Origin of the sequence: Nocardia stercoris (genome assembly GCF_003696265.1) — a bacterium.
GTDB classification, from domain to species: Bacteria; Actinomycetota; Actinomycetes; order Mycobacteriales; family Mycobacteriaceae; genus Nocardia; species Nocardia stercoris.
The window spans coordinates 59,633-75,591 of the sequence record NZ_RFFH01000004.1 but is presented as its reverse complement, the minus strand read 5'-3'; the positions used below and the strand labels follow the sequence as shown (position 1 = coordinate 75,591).

Here is a 15,959-nt window from a genome sequence, read left to right as displayed (position 1 = left end):
CCACACCGCCCGACCGAATTCCGCGGCGGCACCGTCGGTCAGCCGGCTGCGCCCGGTGTCATTTTCGGCGACGATTCGGTTACCGAGGCAGCACCCGAGGTGTTCGGATTGTACGTTTTGATTGCCAGTTCTTTGCATTCTCGCCGCAGGTGACGAAAGGGCAGGACGATGGCCTTCGACGCACGATCCGCACACCCGCTGTTCGGGAAGCCGCTGAGCCCCGCGACGCTGACCACGGTCGGCCTGGTGCTCATCGGTGCCGGGCTCGCTCTGGCCGGCCCGCTGTGCGCGGCACTGCTCATCCGCAGCAGCGGCGCCGGGCGAGCCGGGACCGTCCTGCCACTGATCCTGGTCGCGGTCGTGGTGGTCGTGACACTGGTCGGTGGCCTGGCCACATCGATCTCGGCCTGGCGGCGGGCACACCGCGACGGTTAATACCGGCCGCCGGCCGATCCCGTAGATCGGCCGGCGGGCGCTGTCACATGGGGTACAGGCTGTGCTTGCGCGGGTTGAAGTCCGTCTTGTCCTTGGGCTTGTCCCGCAGCAGTTGCAGGGCCTTGCGCAGCTCCAGACGGGTGTCCGAGGGCTGGATCACCGCGTCGATGTAGCCGCGCTCGGCCGCCACCCACGGCGTCGCCATCGTGTCGTTGTACTGGTTGATCAGGAACTCGCGGGTCGCGGCGCGGTGCTCCTCGGGCACGGCCTCCAGCTGCCGCTTGCCGATGATGTCGACCGCGCTCTCCGCGCCGATCACCGCGACCCGCGCGGTCGGCCACGCCAGGCTGAGGTCACCGCTGAGCTGCTTGGCACCCATGAAACCGTATGCGCCGCCGTACAATTTGCGCACCACGAGCTGGATGATCGGGATCGTGGCCTCGATGATCGCACGCGGGGTACGACCGCCGCGGATGATCACCAGGTTCTCCTCCTCATCCAGACCGGGCATGACGCCCGGGGTGTCAGCGACGAAAACCAACGGGATGTTGAAGGCGTCGCAGAGCCGGATGAACCATGTCGCCTTGTCCGAGCAGGCGGCGTCGATCGCGCCACCCCCCACCAGCGGCTGGTTGGCGATCACGCCGACCGGTCGGCCGTCCACGCGGGCGAATCCGGTGATGAGCGCCGGCGCGTTGGTCGCGCGCACCTCCAGGAACTCACCGTCGTCGAACAGGCGCAGCAGGATGTCGTGCATGTCGTAGCCGGCGCGATCGGAGTCCGGGATGATCCGGTCGAGCTCCAGGTCCGACGACGTCTTCTCCGGTTCCAGACCCGGGTTGACGATCGGCGGCTCCTCGATACAACTCGAGGGAAAGTAGCTCAGGTAGTCGCGGGCCAGCTGGAACGCCGCGGCCTCGTCGGGTACCAGGTTGTGGATGGTCCCGCGCCGGGCCTGGGCCACGGCACCACCCAGCTGCTCGTCGGTGACGTCGGCGCCGGTGACCGCCTTGATGACCTCCGGCCCGGTGACATACATGCTCGCGTTGGGGGTGGCGATGAGGAAGTCGGTGTTGATCGGGCCGTAGACCGCACCGGCCGCACACTTGCCGAGCATGATCGAGACCTGCGGCACCAGGCCGGACAGCTTCTCGACCTTCTCGCTCTGAACCGCGAAGAAGGCCAGCGAGGCCACCGCGTCCTGGATCCGGGCGCCGGGGGAATCGTTGAGCTGGACCACCGGGAGACGCAGCTTGAAGGCGGTGTCGAGCGCCTTGGTCAGCTTCCGGCTCGAAACCTCACCCATCGAGCCGCCGTACACCGTGGGGTCGTGCGCGATCACGATGACCGGCCGGCCGTCGATCAGACCCCGCCCGGTGACCAGCCCGTCGCCGTACAAGGCCTGGTCGTTGCCGGACTGGCGGGACAACGAGTCGATCTCGATGAAGGTACCCGGGTCGAGCAGCGCGTGCACCCGGTCCCGGACGCTGGGGATGCCCTTCTTCGCCCGCTTGGCGATGGCCGCTTCACCCGCAGGCTCGGCCGCTACCGCCAAGATGTGGCGCAGCTGCTCCAGCTTGCCCTGCGTAGTACTCATTACCCGGCGCCTCCCAACTCACATTTCGCCGCAACGATATACGCAGGGGTGTGGGGCCCGACACGATGCATCCGACTAGCGGATACCTCACAGCGAAATCGGCCCGCGGTTCGGTCTCGGTCACAGTTCCCCGGTCAGCGGCGGTACCTCGGGTTTACCGTGGGGAATGCCCGCCTGGTCTGCGCGGGTGTCGTCGACGACGGCGCGGCAGGAGTTACCCGTGGATTCGATTGTTTCCGTCACCGGCGGCCAGGTACGCGGCTTCGAGGCCGACGGAGTCCACGCCTTTCTGGGGATTCCGCACGCGGCGCCGGCGGTGGGGCCGGCTCGCTTCGAGCTGCCCCGGCCGGTGGTCCCCTGGACGGGTGTCCGCGACGGCAGCGCACACGGTCCCAACTGTCTGCAGTCGCCGTATCCGGCGCCGGTCGAGGCGCTGCTGCCGGGCGTGCGGCTCCTCGGCGACGAGTATCTGAACGTCAATGTGTGGACACCCGATCCCGCTGGTTCCGGCCTGCCGGTGCTGGTGTGGATCCACGGCGGCGCCTTCACCCGCGGCTCGAACGCGGGCCCGGTCTACGACGGCCGGGCCTTCGCCCGCGACGGCGTGGTGCTGGTGTCGGTCAATTACCGGCTGGGGATCTCCGGGTTCACGGCGGTGCCGGGTGCCCCGCTCAATCGCGGCCTGCACGACCAAGTCGCGGCACTGCGCTGGGTGCGGGAGAACGTCGCGGCGTTCGGCGGCGACCCGGACAATGTGACGGTATTCGGTGAGTCGGCGGGCGGAATGAGTGTGCTGAGCCTGCTGGCGGCACCGGCCGCGCGCGGGCTGTTCCGGCGGGCCGCCGTGCAGAGCGCCAACGGATCCGCGGCGGCGACCGCCGAGGACGGTTACCGGCTGGCCGCCCGGCTCGCGCAGCAACTCGGAATCGAATGCACCGCAGCTGCTTTCGGCGCTGTACCACTGGAACGGCTGCAAGCCGCGCAGGACGCCATCGCCACCGCGATGGCCCTGGATCCGAATCCGGCCGTGTGGGGCGAGTCCGTGCTGGAGGCCGGCGGCGGCATCCTGAGCTTCTTCCCCGTGATCGACGGCGATCTACTGTCCGGCCGGCCGATCGACGTGCTGACCACACCGGGCCATCGGACCGTACCGCTGCTGGCCGGCTGGAACCGGGACGACTTCCGGCTCTTCGTCTTCCCGGTCGGGCGCGACGCCGCGATCACCGCCGACACCCTGCCGCCACTGCTGGCGTTCTGCGGCCTGACCCCCGATCTCGCCGAGACCTACGCGGCGAGCCGCCCCGCGGCGGGCCCGGCGGACGTCTTCGCCGCGATCATGACCGACCGAACCTTCACCGACGACGTGCTGCGCCTCGCGGATCACAGTGCCGCGCAGGGCATCCCGCAGTACCGGTACGAATTCCGCTGGCCCACACCGGTCGCCCGGCTGGACGCGGGCCACGCCGTGGAGCTCCCGTTCGTCTTCGACCGGCTCGACAGCCTGCCCAGCCTGACCGGGATCGATCCCCCGCAGCCGCTGGCAGGCCAGATGCACCGAGCGTGGGTCCGGTTCGCCGTCGACGGCGATCCGGGCTGGTCCCGCTACGACGAGCCGGACCGAAAGGTGCGGATCTTCGACCATCCCGCGGCGGGCGAGGTGTCCGATCCGCGCGGCGCGGAGCTGCGCGCCCTGCGCAGCTCCCTCGCCCGGCGCCGGGCCTCAGCCCACCAGTAGCGCACCGGCCAGCGCGATTGCCGACACCCACACGGTCGACAGCGCGGCCAACACGAGCGGGCGCGGTCCCACCCGGCGTAGGGCGGCGATCCGGACGCCGGTGCCCAGCGCGAACATGGCGGCGGTGAGCAGGGCGGTCTGGGCCACACCGGCGACACCGAGAACCGAAGCCGGGACAGTGCCGGTGCTGCGTAGCACCACGAACCCGAGGAATGCCACCACGAACAGCGGAACCAGTGGTGGCGCAACGGCATCCGCGCGCCCGCGGGATTGCTGCCGGACCCGCAGCCCGACCACGGCCAGCACCGGCGCGAGCAGCACCACCCGCGCGAGCTTCACCAGCACCGCGACGGTCAACGCCCCACCGCCGATCGCCCCACCGGCCGCGACCACCTGCGCCACCTCGTGCACCGCGCCACCGGCCCAGATACCACCGGTCCGCGCGTCGAGCCCGAAGACACCGGCCAGCAACGGAATCAGGCCGATCAGCAAGGTTCCGAACACCACCACGAGCGCGACCGTGGTCACCAGTTCCTCGTCCTTCGCGTCGATCATCCCGTCGACGGCCGCCGCGGCGGCGGCACCGCAGATCGAGAATCCGCACGCGATGAGCAGCCGCTGGGTCCAGCTCAGGCCCAGGAGCCGGCCCATCCACAGGGTTCCGGCGATCCCGCCGGCCACGATCACCACGACCACAGCCAGCACGCCCGGCCCGAGTCCCGCGATATCGCCCACGGTCACCTGGAGCCCGAGCAGGGCGACGCCAATCCGCAGCACCCGCTTGGCGGAGAACTGCAACCCGGGCTGCAATCGCTGCGGCAGCGTATCGATGTTCGCCACCACCGCACCGACGACGATGGCCAGCAGCAGCGGGCTCACCTGCGGCAGCCAGTGGTGGACCAGCATCAGCACCGCCACGACGATCGACGTGACGGCCAGGCCGGGCAGTAGGGCCGTGACGCGCGGCGGCGACGGACGCGGGCGAGCGGGCGCGGTGGCGGGAAGCGGCTCGAGTCGGGTCATGACTCCACACTGCGGGCCGCGGGTCGTTGCCGATAGCCCGCAATCCGCTATCGACACATATCTCAGTGATATGGCTTGCTCCCGGTCCATATACTTTCGACATGGCTCCCACCCGACCTGACCTGGCATTGCTCGAGCTGCTGGTCGCCGTCGACGACCACGGCGGCCTCGGGGCGGCCGCCCGGGCCATCAGCATGGCGCAGCCCAACGCCAGCCGCGCCCTCGCCCGCTGGGAACGCCGGCTGGGCATGCCGCTGCTCGAGCGCAACACCCGCGGCTCGACCCTCACCCCGGCGGGGCGAGTCCTGGTGCACTGGGCGCGTGAGGTGCTCGCCGACGTCGATCGCCTGCTCGACGCGGCCACCGCCCTGCGCACCGATCAGCAGGCCGAACTCACCCTGGCCGCCAGCCTGACCGTCGCCGAATGCCTGCTTCCCGCCTGGCTCGGCACCTTCCGCAGCACCCACCGGGACACCAAAATCCATCTCCAGGTGCACAATTCGCGGCAAGTCTGCGATCTGGTGGCGGCCGGCCGCTGCGATGTGGGGTTCATCGAGAGCCCGGACGTGCCCGCCGGTCTGCGGCACGCGCCGGTCGCCCTGGATCGGCTGATCGTGGTGGTCGCGCCCGAGCATCGCTGGGCCCGGCGGCGGCGGCCGTTGACGATCGCCCAGCTGGCGGGCACTCCGCTGGTGGTCCGCGAACCCGGGTCGGGCACGCGCAGCACGCTCGACGCCGCGCTGGCCGAATACCACCGCGCCGACCCGCTGCTCGAGCTCGGCAGTGCGGCCGCCATCCGGACCAGCGTGCTGGCCGGTGTCGGGCCGGCGGTGGTCAGCACGCTGGCGGTCGGCGACGAACTGGCCCGCAAGGAACTGGTCGCGGTCGCGGTCGCCGACCTCGAACTGCCGCGGACGCTGCGCGCGGTCTGGCGCGGGTCCCGCACCCTGTCCGGCCCGGCCGGTGCCCTGATCGGGCAGATCACGCGCGGAAACCGCTGACCGCTACCGGTATTCGCCGGGGTAGAGACCCGAGATCTTGTCCGGGTTGACCTGGAATCGCACGTTCTGGATCCGCCCGTCGGCGATGTCGTAGGTGAACGAGCCGATCGGCATGCCGCCGACGGCGGCCAGCACGCTCAGCTCACCGTTGACGATCGCCGGTTCCAGCACCACGTCCGCGCTGATCGGCTTGGCCAGCACACCCAGCAACCAGCGAGCCACATGATCGGGCCCGTACAGCGGCCGCCGCGCGGCCGTGACCTTGCCGCCGCCGTCGTTCCACAGCGTCACGTCGGGTGCCAGCAGCCCCATCAGCGATTCGAGATCGCCGCCCGACGCCGCGGCCATGAACTGTTCGGTGATCCGCCGACGCTGCTCGGTGTCGGTGTCGTAGCGCGGACGGCGGGACTGCACATGGGATTTCGCGCGGTGCGCGATCTGGCGCACGGTCGTTTCGGGCCGGCCGAGCATGTCACCGATCTCGGCATGGGAGTACCCGAACACCTCGCGCAGCACGAAGACCGCGCGTTCGACCGGACTCAGGGATTCCAGGACCACGAGCATCGCGGTCGACACATCATCGGCCACTTCACTGTCCCGGGCGGCGTCGGGCCCGCTGGTCAGCAGGGGTTCGGGCAGCCACGGGCCGATGTAGGTCTCCCGGGTGGCGCGGGCCGACGTAAGCCGGTCCAGCGCCAGGTTCGTCACGGTACGAACGAGATACGACTTGGGATGGGCGACGGTGGCACGGTCGGCACCCTGCCAGCGCAGCCAGGTGTCCTGCACGACGTCCTCGGCATCGGCGACACTGCCCAGCATGCGGTAGGCGGTGGCGAACAGCAGCCGCCGATGCTCGAGGAACGGATCCGCCGGTAGCTCCGGGGATTTCGCCGTCATCGGTTACTCCTTCGGTCATCGGGTGGCCTTGCCGCCCTTCGACAGCGCGACCGGCAGGTTCGCCCAGCGGCTGTACTTGAAGGTCGGCAACGGGCTGTTGCTGACGGTCTCCTTGTAGGCGACCGCGGCCCGGCCCTTCAGGTACCAGCGCTTCGGAGTGTCGTCGGCGTTGGTGAACTGGATGACCGCGTCGTGCCGGCCCAGGCTCACCGGCTGGTGCACGTAGCCGAACCGGAACGGCCGTACCGGCTTACCACGCAACCTCCGGGCAATCGCGTCGGCAGCGTACCCAGCACTGGGAATTCCGCTCTGGCAGGTGCCGTGGACGGTACCCCAGGCCTGTTCGATCACGGCCGCGTCGCCGATCGCGTAGATCTCCGGGTGCGAGACCGACCGCAGTGTGGGGTCGGTGCGGATCGCGCCCCGGTCATCGGTGGCGATTCCGGCCGCGGCGGCCAGCGGCGCCATCCGCACACCCGCGGTCCACAGCACGAGGTCGGTGGCCAGGGTGGTGCCGTCGGTGAGGTCGACCGCGTCGGGCAGCACCTTGGTCACCTGGACACCGATCCGGCGGACGACGCCGAGCCGGTCGAGTGCCGCGGTCAGGTGCGCGCGGGCCTTGTCGCCCATCATCGAGCCGGGTTCCGCGGTGGCGATCAGGGTGACGGCGAGGCCGGGGTGGGCTTCGGCGATCTCGGTGGCGGCTTCCACGCCGGTGAGCCCGCCGCCGACGATGGTCACCGCGCCCGCGGCGGCCTCGACCTCGGTGAGGCGGGCGGCGAACCGGTGTGCCGTGCGGGGGTCGTTCAGGGTCCACGCGTGGTCGGCGACGCCGGGGACGGTCGTGGTGTCGGTGGTGCTGCCGAGCGCGTAGACCAGGGTGTCGTAGCCGAGTTCGGTGCCGTCGGTGAGCGCGACCGTGTGGGCCGTGGGGTCGATCGCGGTGGCGGCGGCCGCGACGAATTCCACGTTCGTGCCGGTCAGCAGGTCGGGGATCCGGTGGTCGGGCAGTTCCTGGCCGGCGGCGATCTGGTGCATCCGCAGCCGTTCGGTGAAGCGCGGTGAGGGGTTCACCAGCACGATGCGCACGTCGCGCCGGCGGGTCCGGCGCGCGAGCCGCACGGTGGCCAGCATCCCGGTGTAGCCGGCACCGAGGACGACGATGCGGTGGGTGTTCGGGGTCGTGGTCATGGCGATCTTCCTTCCGGTTTCGCTTTCTGGATCGACCATGGGACGAACGAACCGGCCCGGACGTGACAGACCATAATGTGATCCACATCACACAGTGGCACAGCCGCATACTTCCCATAGCCGGCGGCGCCGAACTTGTCGGACCTCTCCCCTACCTTCGACCCCATCGCGATCGAACGGGAGGGATGTGCGATGGATTCGAATTCACCTGGCGCCGAGCCTGATTGGGAACACACCGCGGCGCTGCCGCTGGTTGCGCCGCTCGCGCCGCGCAAGCTCGCGAAGGTGCCGTTCGTCGAACTGGCCGGCGGCCGGTTGCAGGGGGTGGTGTCCAGCGGCTCGGACATCGGCCGCGTCTATGTCGCCTCGGTGACCTCGGGCACCCACGGGCTGAGCTGCAGCACCAACAACAATCGCCCGTGCGGCGGGCTGAACCACGGCTACGCGTGCAAGCACCTCACGGAGCTGATCGCCGAAGGCGTCACCCAGTTCGGTCAGGAGCGGGTGGCGCGTTACCTGCGGGTCGACGTACCCGAGGGGTCCACGGTCGCGCAGAGCCTGTCCGGCCACCGCGATCCGGCGCCCGCGGCCGAGGTGTTCGGCCGGTTCCTGCGTCACCTGACCTACCTCGAACTGCCGGCCTGGTCGGCACCGCTGCCCGAGCTGCAGTGGTTCCCCGCGACAGGAGTGCGTCGATGATCGCCACGCAATGGGAAGCGCTGACCGCGCCGATCGCCGGCCTGGCGGCCGCAGAACAACTGACCGCCGACTTCGATCGAGTGTTGGTGAGCGGGCTGGCCCGCCTGGACGACCGGCAGGCCGCGGCCTGCACCGCCCTGGCCGCAGCCGTCGCTGGATCCCCGCTGGCAGCCGCGGTTGCCGACGCGGCCGAGCAGGTGCGAGCCGGCACAGTCGGCCCCGAGCACCTCACCGCGCTGGCCGCCGCCCGCGCCGCGGTATCGGGCGCGGTGCACGACGCGCTGCTCGAACAGTGCGACAGTGCCCTGGGCCGCAAGCGCGCGACCGCCGCGCCGGTACCCGCCGCGGGCCCGGTTCCGGCCGCCGCCGTCGCCACGCGGGCCTGGCTCACCGAACTGGCCATCACCGGCTGGCAGGGTGTCGGTGACGACCTGCTGGCCGCCGCGGACCGGACCGTCGAGAGCCTGCTGGACGAACCGTCGCTGCGCCGGTCGGCGGTGCTCGTCGACGGTTTCGCCGCCGAGCTGGCCGCCTGCGTTCCGGTGTCCGCCCAGCCGTGGGTGCCGGTCCGGCGCTGGGCCGACCTGTGGTCGCGGGCGGTGCTGTCGACATGGCGCGCAACAGAATCCGACGGTCACGGGCCGGCCGAACCGGTATCCGGCCGGCTGCTGGTCCTCGGCACCGACATCCACGAGCACGGCACAGCCGTGCAGATCCAGGTGCACGCCATCCTCGAACAGGCCGGCCGGCCACCGCGGCGCGTCCGGATCGGAGTCGGCGCGCCGAAGGTCGCCACCATCTCCGGACCGGCCGTCTGGCAGCTGCTCGGCGAGCATCCACGGCTGCTGGCCGCATTGGCCGAGCACCGCACACTGGAGCTCACCGATATGCCCGCCTTCCCGACCGGTGACCTGCTGTGGCAGGACGAGCGGGCGACAGCCGGCGAACCCGCCGACCCGTTCACCACGGCCACCGTGGCACTGCCACAGGCGGTGGCACCGGCGGCGGCGCCCCTGGATCGCGACCCGGTGTACATCGCCGAACCGATTCTGCTGGAAGGCCATCAGGTCTCCGATGGTGTCGCGCGCCTGGGCGAGCACTCGATCCCGCTGGAGCTCGACCGGTTGCCGGCCGCCGGCCCGCTCACCCCGGCCGCGGTGAACACGGCGAAAGCCGTTCTGGGCCTGCTGCGCTGGGACGGCGGCCACTGGTCGATCCGCCCACTGGCAGTCCGGCGGACGACGAAGGGCGAGGTCGTCACCCTGCACAACGGCGACTGGGCACTCGGCCCGGTCGACCCGAAAGCCGCCAAGGCCCAGGCGAAAACGGGCGACCCCGTGGCGGTGCTGCGGGAACGAGCAGGACGGCTCTTGCGCAAATGACCGACAACGAAACTCGGCGCCAAGTTCTGTACTGGCGCCTGCTGGCCGGAATCTTCGTCGACGAACCGCAACTCGCACTGGAGACGGTGAGCGCGGCGGTCGTGGACGAAGCCGGTCTACCGCCCGCGCTGCTCGACGCCCGGGTGTCGGTGGACACCGTCGTACAGCGGTACCCGGAGCTCGGACCGGAGTTCGAGGGTATCGACCTGACCGGGCCGGATGATGCCGCACCCGGCGCAGATCCGGACGGCATCGAGGCAGGCGAGGCCCATTCGGGCACGCCCGATTCGAACGAGGCCGGTGCGGACGCGCTCGATTCCGGCCCGCTCGGTTCGGACGAGCGCGCGGGCATCGAGACCGTCGGTGACCACGAAGTACGCACGGCCGCACTGGCTTCCAAGCTGCTGCTGAACATCTTCGCCACCGGGTCCGGCGCGGTCAGCGCCACCCAGCTGTCGGCCTGGCAGGCCGACGCCGCCTGGCTGCGGCGCGCGCTCGGCACCGAGGGCGCCGGCGAATTGCGTACCGTCCTGGCCGATCTGGAAGCCGGGCTGGTCGAGCGGATGCGGCTGCGCGAGGTGCTGGCGGATCCGCATCTGGCGGCCCAGCTCTCCCCCAGCATGTCGCTGGTCGAACAGCTGTTGCGCGACAAGCACAATCTGTCCGGCCTGGCGCTGGCCAACGCCAAGGCGCTGATCCGGCGCTTTGTCGACGAGGTCGCCGCCGTGCTGCGCACCCAGGTGCAGCAGAGCACCGTGGGCAGCCCGGACCGCTCGATACCGCCGAAGCGGATCCTGCGCAATCTCGACATGGACCGCACGATCTGGAAGAACCTGCCCAACTGGAGTCCGCAGGACCAGCGCCTCTACGTCGACCGGCTCTACTACCGGCAGACCGCGAAGCGGACCGTGCCGGCGCGCATGATCGTGGTGGTCGACCAGTCCGGCTCGATGGTGGACGCGATGGTGAACTGCACCATCCTGGCCTCGATCTTCGCCGGTCTGCCGAAGGTCGACGTCCACCTGATCGCCTACGACACCGACGCACTCGATCTGTCCCCATGGGTACACGACCCGTTCGAGGTGTTGCTGCGCACCCAGCTCGGCGGCGGCACCGACGGCCGGGTCGCGATGACCCTGGCCCAGCCGAAGGTCGCCGATCCGAAGAACACCGTGGTGGTGTGGATTTCGGACTTCTACGAATGGCAGGGCCAGGAGCTCTTCGAGAGCATGGCCGCCCTGTACCGCTCCGGCGTGAAGTTCATTCCGGTCGGTTCGGTCGGCAGCTCCGGGCAGCAGAGCGTCAATCCCTGGTTCCGCGAGCGATTCAAGAACCTCGGTACCCCGGTTCTTTCCGGGCGGATCAACAAACTCGTCAACGAACTCAAGAACTTTCTCGACTAGGAGTCACCATGTCCGAAGTACTGCGCGCCCCCGCCGAAACCAAATACGCCGAGGAACTGGACTGGCTGGAGTCGATCGACAACGGGCCCAAGCCTTTCGCCTGGCGGCTGAGCCCGAAGATGGTGCGGCTGTTCATCCTCGGCTCCGAACGCGCCGACGGCCTGGACCGCGAGATCGAGCAGAAATGGTTCGGCGACCGCAGTTTCGTCGAACGCGCCATCGTCACCCTGGCGTCCGACCGCGGCCTGTTGCTGATCGGCGACCCGGGTACCGGTAAGAGCTGGCTGGCGGAATTGCTGTCCGCGGCGATCAGCCGCAATTCCACCCTGGTGGTCCAGGGCACCGCGGGTACCACCGAGGACCACATCAAGTACTCGTGGAACGTCTCGATGGTGATCGCCAAGGGCCAGTCCCGCGAATCGATGATCCCTTCGCCCATCATGACCGCGATGGAACAGGGCGTGATCGGCCGTTTCGAGGAGCTCACCCGGGCCACCAGCGACGTCCAGGACGCGCTGATCTCGATCCTGTCCGAGAAGTACGTCTCGGTGCCCGAACTCGACGAGGACAACGTGGTCTTCGCCCAGCCGGGATTCTCCGTGATCGCCACGGCCAACAGCCGCGACCGCGGGGTGAACGATCTGTCCTCGGCGCTCAAGCGGCGCTTCAACTTCGTCCGGATCCCGGTGGTGTCCAACAAGCGCAGCGAGGCCGAGATCGTCCGGTTCCGCACTCAGGAACTGTTGCGCCGGCACGAGATCGAACTGGAGCTGCCGCCGACCCTGCTCGACATCCTGCTGGAGAGCTTCGCCGATCTGCGCGCGGTCGCCGCGGCCGCGACCGGCGACGACGACAAACTGGAGTCGGCGTTGTCGACCGCCGAGCAGATCGGTGTGCTCGAGGACGCCATCCTGCACAGCCAGTTCTTCGGCGAGAAGACGCTGAGCGCGGAGACGCTCGCGGGCGCCCTGGTCGGCACCCTGACCCGGCGCGCGCCCGAGGATCTGGCCATCATGAACAAGTACCTGCACGGCGTGGTCGAGCCGCGCAGCAAGGACCGCGGTGGCGAGTGGGCCGAATTTCTCGACGGCGGCCGGGCGGCGATCGCGAGGCTGTCGTGAATTCCTTTGCCGCGCTGCGGGAGCGGCTGGCCGAGGCGGCCGCCGAGTTCGCCGGGCCGGCGGACGCCGCCGCGGACATCCTGGCCGGGATCGTCGACGATGTCGATCGCGCGCTGTCGGAGGAGCTGGAGATCTTCCCGGTCTGCCACCATTCGCCGGCCTCGGCACTGGCCATGGTGCGGCGCCTGCGCGAGAAGCAGCCCGCGGTGATCTATCTGGAGCTGTGCGAGGACCTGCGGCCGGTCGTCGACGAGCTGCGCAACTGCAAGCTTCCGGTCGCGCTGCAGGCCTTCGCCGGCGACGTGGCCGGGCATCCGGCCGAGCTGGCCCCGCTCTCGGTGATCGCGCCGATCACCGAGTCCTCGGCGGAGTACCAGGCCATCGCCTACGCGCTCGACACCCCGGGTGTCGAGCTGGTGCTGGTGGATCGATCCACCGATCACGTGTTCCAGTGGGCGCCGAGGGAGGAGCGGTTCGCGCCCGAGGCCGAGCCCGCCGACGCCGAACAACTCCACGGGGACGCGGTGGGCCTCGAAATCGGTGATCTGCGACCACGTTTCGCCGAGCTGGAGCAGTTCCTGCTGCATCACGGCAAGGTGCGGCACTGGTCGGAGTGGTGGGACCAGTACGTGGAGCAGCCCCTCGTGGGGGCCGACTACGACACCTACCGTCAGGTCCTGGTGTTGATCGGCAGCCTGTTCCGGCGGCTGCGCCGGGGCAGTACGGCGGTCGACGAGGACCGGGAGCGGTACATGTGGACCCGGATGCGGGAACACCTGGCCGCCACCGGAACAGACCCGGCGCGCTGCCTGTACGTGTGCGGGGCGGCGCACGCGGCCTCCCGGGTGGAGCAGTTCGGCCTGGCCGCTACCGCGGAGTTCGAGATCAGCCCGCGGACCGAGACGGTCTGGCACTACGGCATCGTGCCGTCGAGCCATTCGGCGATCGAGGCCCAGTTCGGATCGGCCGGTGGCTCGGTATCCATCGCGGCCGCCACCTGGGCGAAAGCCTTGCGGCGCAACAAGCTCAGCCCGTTCCAGCTGGCCGGGCAGCCCGGCACCGGTACCGCGGCCCTGCCGGCGATCACGGTCCCGACCCGGGTGACCGACCAGCTCACCGAATTCCTGTCCCGCCCACCGGCGCTCGATCCGCTCGACGAGGCCGAACTGCGGGAGTGGTCGGTGGACATCGTGCGGCTGGCCCGCCGCAACGGGTATCTCGCCAGCACCGCCGACGCCATCGCGATCTACGAGACCTCGATCCTGTTGGCGGGCTTGCGGAACCGGGCTCGGCCGACACCCTACGACTTCCAGGACGCGGCGGTCACCTGCCTGGAGAAGGATCGGGTGCCCGGTCGGCGCGACGTGCGGCGGCTGTGCGAGATCCTGCTCGGCGGCGACCGGATCGGCCAGGTCGGGTACGCGGCGCTGCCGCCGCTGGCCCGCGACGTCCTGGACCGGTTGGAACCGCTGGGCCTGGACCTGTCCAAGCGCCGGGTGCAGCGCGCCCTGCTCGATCTGCGCGCCGACCCGCACCTGCGGCCCTGCTCGGATCTGTTGTGGCTGTTGCGCCGCCTGCTGCCGGCGCAGGCGGCCCGCCCGATCATGGGCTCGCACGGCTTGGGCGAGCGCGCGATCCAGGAGAGCTGGGACCTGGATCTGGGCCGCCACCAGCGGTCACTGGTCGAGCTCGGCTACGAGGGCGTCACCGTCGAGCAGGTGCTCGAACAACGGCTGCGCCGGTCGGTCGCCGCACCGGACGCCACCGCCGCCACCGCGCTGGCCGCGGTCGAGGACGCGCTGGTGTACCTCGGTTCCGCCCGGCTGGCCGACGAACTCGGTTCCCGCGCGGTCGATCTGCTGGCCGCCGAACGCACCGTCGACGACGCCCCGGTGGTGCTGCGCCGAATCCGGGTGCTGCTGGACCACTTCCGGTCCTCGGGCACCGAATTGCCGCACTGGTGCGCCCGATTCGTGCGCGCGGGCTACGCGCACTACTGCACCCTGCTTCCCAGCACCTTCACCGACGAGGAGACCGGGCCCCGCCAGGTCGCGGCGATGCTGGGCTTCCTGTTCGGCATGGAGCACCTGGCGATCTCGCTGGGCTGCGATCGCACCCAGCTGGAACTCGCGGTGGCGCAATCGCATCCGGAGTCCCCGGAGAAGGTGGCGTTGCTGTGGGCCGCGCGGTTCCAGCTCGGGTCGCTGCCGTTGGAACAGCTGCGTTCCCGCTGCGACGAGATGCTGGCAAATCCGCTGGTGTTGCCGGCCTTCCCGCGCTACCTCAGCGGTTTCGTCCAGGCGATCGATCCGGCGCCGGCGCTGAAGCCGTTCGCGGTCGAACTGCTGTCGAAGGCGTTCGGCCGCTTGCCCGATCGGGTGCTGCTGCCCTGGCTGCCCACGCTGGTGACGACCCTGCGGGATCAGGCGGGCGAGTTGGTCCCGGTCCTGGTCCGGGAGGCAGCGCGCACGATGCCGGCCACCCGGAACGCTCTGAACGGGTGGACCGCACCCTGGGCCGAGCCCACCGGCCCGGCGCCGGAGGCCGCCGCGGGGCCGGGCCCGCGGGCCGTCGCCGGTCTGCTGCACGCCTATCCGGACACCACGGATGCCCTGGCGGAACTGCTCGGTTGTGCGGGTACCTGGCAGCGGCCGGCCGCCGACAACGACAGTTCCGCGGTCGCCGAGCTGCTCACGGCATATCCGACCACCGCCGATGCACTGACCGAACTGCTCGGTACGGACTGAGTTCACGTTTCGTCTTCGTTGCCGGTGAGTTCCGGGCCCTTGTCCGGAACCACCCGGCAACGCCGACGAACCGTTCAATGTCGCTATTTACGGTATCCAAAGGAACGGAATCCGCACCGGCAAACAGTTATCCGGGACCGAACCTGGTTGGCAATTGCAACACAAACCGTGTTAATCTGCGCCAATGGCACAGAAGACTATTGTGGAAATCTATGACGATCTGAGCAACGAGCCGATCGATACGGACATCGTTCCGAATCCCACGATCTCCTTCGCGGTCGACGGCGTCGAATACGAAATCGACCTGGGCGCGAAGAACCGCGACGAGTTCTACGCCGTTCTCAAGCGCTACACCGCCAACGCCCGGAAGGTTTCCGGCGCCCGCCGAGCCCGGAAGACGGAAGTCCGTACCGGCAGCTCCGCCGGCAAGCTGAGCAAGGCCGAATTGAACAAGATTCGGGATTGGGCCAAGGAGAACGGCCGCCAGGTGTCCACCCGCGGGCGGCTCTCGTCCGAGCTCGTCGAGGCATACCGCCAGGCAACCGCCTGAGCGTTCAGGGGGTTCGACGGTGACACCGCAGCGTCACCACCCGAATTCAAACAGCCCGGCCGCAGCCAGCGGTTCCGGGCTGTTCGTATAAATCAGACAAGGGACTCGGGCGCCGACCCATTTTCTGTGCGAGATGCCACTGTGGCCGTCCGCAGCGAATGCGAACGGCCACAGTGCA

At 69.8% G+C, this 15,959-nt stretch carries 13 protein-coding genes; 9 read left to right on the top strand and 4 right to left on the bottom strand.

Annotation, left to right across the window (positions count from 1 at the left end; genetic code table 11):
* Window positions 1-168 precede the first annotated feature (168 nt).
* On the top strand, window positions 169-435 hold the full coding sequence (locus tag EBN03_RS11485) for a hypothetical protein (protein WP_122187980.1): 267 nt from the start codon (window positions 169-171) through the stop codon (window positions 433-435).
* 43 nt (window positions 436-478) lie between these two features.
* Here the strand turns inward: EBN03_RS11485 and EBN03_RS11480 are convergent, their stop codons facing one another.
* On the bottom strand, window positions 479-2,032 hold the full coding sequence (locus tag EBN03_RS11480) for an acyl-CoA carboxylase subunit beta (protein ID WP_122187979.1): 1,554 nt from the start codon (window positions 2,030-2,032) through the stop codon (window positions 479-481).
* Window positions 2,033-2,252: 220 nt separating this feature from the next.
* Between EBN03_RS11480 and EBN03_RS11475 the strand changes: the two genes are divergently transcribed.
* Window positions 2,253-3,767 carry a carboxylesterase/lipase family protein gene (locus EBN03_RS11475; RefSeq protein ID WP_233608321.1) on the top strand — a complete coding sequence of 505 codons (1,515 nt, stop codon included), beginning with the start codon at window positions 2,253-2,255 and terminating at the stop codon, window positions 3,765-3,767.
* Here the strand turns inward: EBN03_RS11475 and EBN03_RS11470 are convergent.
* Window positions 3,753-4,790, bottom strand: coding sequence for a YeiH family protein (locus EBN03_RS11470; protein ID WP_122187977.1), 1,038 nt, complete (start codon window positions 4,788-4,790; stop codon window positions 3,753-3,755). The two genes, EBN03_RS11475 and EBN03_RS11470, sit on opposite strands and share 15 nt — an antisense overlap.
* 101 nt (window positions 4,791-4,891) lie before the next feature.
* Between EBN03_RS11470 and EBN03_RS11465 the strand changes: the two genes are divergently transcribed.
* A complete protein-coding gene (locus tag EBN03_RS11465; RefSeq protein ID WP_122187976.1) occupies window positions 4,892-5,791 on the top strand; it encodes a LysR family transcriptional regulator in 900 nt (299 codons plus the stop codon).
* 3 nt (window positions 5,792-5,794) lie between these two features.
* Here EBN03_RS11465 and EBN03_RS11460 read toward each other — a convergent pair whose 3' ends face one another.
* Window positions 5,795-6,688, bottom strand: coding sequence for an RNA polymerase sigma-70 factor (locus EBN03_RS11460; RefSeq protein ID WP_122187975.1), 894 nt, complete (start codon window positions 6,686-6,688; stop codon window positions 5,795-5,797).
* A 15-nt stretch (window positions 6,689-6,703) separates the two neighbouring features.
* Complete coding sequence (locus tag EBN03_RS11455) at window positions 6,704-7,879, bottom strand: NAD(P)/FAD-dependent oxidoreductase (protein ID WP_122187974.1); 1,176 nt, start codon at window positions 7,877-7,879, stop codon at window positions 6,704-6,706.
* A 192-nt stretch (window positions 7,880-8,071) separates the two neighbouring features.
* On the opposite strand from EBN03_RS11455, the gene EBN03_RS11450 reads away from it, so the two are divergent.
* From EBN03_RS11450 to EBN03_RS11425, 6 genes are all read left to right on the top strand, one after another.
* Window positions 8,072-8,578: a hypothetical protein gene (locus tag EBN03_RS11450; RefSeq protein ID WP_122187973.1), complete on the top strand. Its 507-nt coding sequence runs from the start codon at window positions 8,072-8,074 to the stop codon at window positions 8,576-8,578.
* Complete coding sequence (locus EBN03_RS11445; protein ID WP_122187972.1) at window positions 8,575-9,960, top strand: hypothetical protein; 1,386 nt, start codon at window positions 8,575-8,577, stop codon at window positions 9,958-9,960. Before EBN03_RS11450 ends, EBN03_RS11445 begins: the two co-directional genes overlap by 4 nt.
* Window positions 9,957-11,363, top strand: a complete 1,407-nt coding sequence (locus EBN03_RS11440; RefSeq protein WP_122187971.1) for a vWA domain-containing protein — start codon at window positions 9,957-9,959, stop codon at window positions 11,361-11,363. The genes EBN03_RS11445 and EBN03_RS11440 overlap by 4 nt, the downstream gene beginning before the upstream one ends.
* 8 nt (window positions 11,364-11,371) lie before the next feature.
* Entirely contained in the window at window positions 11,372-12,484 is a 1,113-nt protein-coding gene (locus EBN03_RS11435; RefSeq protein WP_122187970.1) for an ATP-binding protein, read from the top strand.
* Complete coding sequence (locus EBN03_RS11430; protein ID WP_122187969.1) at window positions 12,481-15,231, top strand: DUF5682 family protein; 2,751 nt, start codon at window positions 12,481-12,483, stop codon at window positions 15,229-15,231. The genes EBN03_RS11435 and EBN03_RS11430 overlap by 4 nt, the downstream gene beginning before the upstream one ends.
* 184 nt (window positions 15,232-15,415) lie before the next feature.
* Window positions 15,416-15,781, top strand: coding sequence for a histone-like nucleoid-structuring protein Lsr2 (locus tag EBN03_RS11425; protein WP_122187968.1), 366 nt, complete (start codon window positions 15,416-15,418; stop codon window positions 15,779-15,781).
* Window positions 15,782-15,959: the final 178 nt, after the last annotated feature.

Excerpts from the sequence above, each read along its gene's own strand:
- EBN03_RS11455 (WP_122187974.1), bottom strand. The coding sequence starts at position 7,879 with ATGACCACGACCCCGAACACCCACCGCATCGTCGTCCTCGGTGCCGGC.
- EBN03_RS11480 (WP_122187979.1), bottom strand. The coding sequence starts at position 2,032 with ATGAGTACTACGCAGGGCAAGCTGGAGCAGCTGCGCCACATCTTGGCG.
- EBN03_RS11450 (WP_122187973.1), top strand. The coding sequence starts at position 8,072 with ATGGATTCGAATTCACCTGGCGCCGAGCCTGATTGGGAACACACCGCG.
- EBN03_RS11465 (WP_122187976.1), top strand. The coding sequence starts at position 4,892 with ATGGCTCCCACCCGACCTGACCTGGCATTGCTCGAGCTGCTGGTCGCC.
- EBN03_RS11440 (WP_122187971.1), top strand. The coding sequence starts at position 9,957 with ATGACCGACAACGAAACTCGGCGCCAAGTTCTGTACTGGCGCCTGCTG.
- EBN03_RS11445 (WP_122187972.1), top strand. The coding sequence starts at position 8,575 with ATGATCGCCACGCAATGGGAAGCGCTGACCGCGCCGATCGCCGGCCTG.
- EBN03_RS11460 (WP_122187975.1), bottom strand. The coding sequence starts at position 6,688 with ATGACGGCGAAATCCCCGGAGCTACCGGCGGATCCGTTCCTCGAGCAT.
- EBN03_RS11470 (WP_122187977.1), bottom strand. The coding sequence starts at position 4,790 with ATGACCCGACTCGAGCCGCTTCCCGCCACCGCGCCCGCTCGCCCGCGT.
- EBN03_RS11435 (WP_122187970.1), top strand. The coding sequence starts at position 11,372 with ATGTCCGAAGTACTGCGCGCCCCCGCCGAAACCAAATACGCCGAGGAA.
- EBN03_RS11485 (WP_122187980.1), top strand. The coding sequence starts at position 169 with ATGGCCTTCGACGCACGATCCGCACACCCGCTGTTCGGGAAGCCGCTG.
- EBN03_RS11425 (WP_122187968.1), top strand. The coding sequence starts at position 15,416 with ATGGCACAGAAGACTATTGTGGAAATCTATGACGATCTGAGCAACGAG.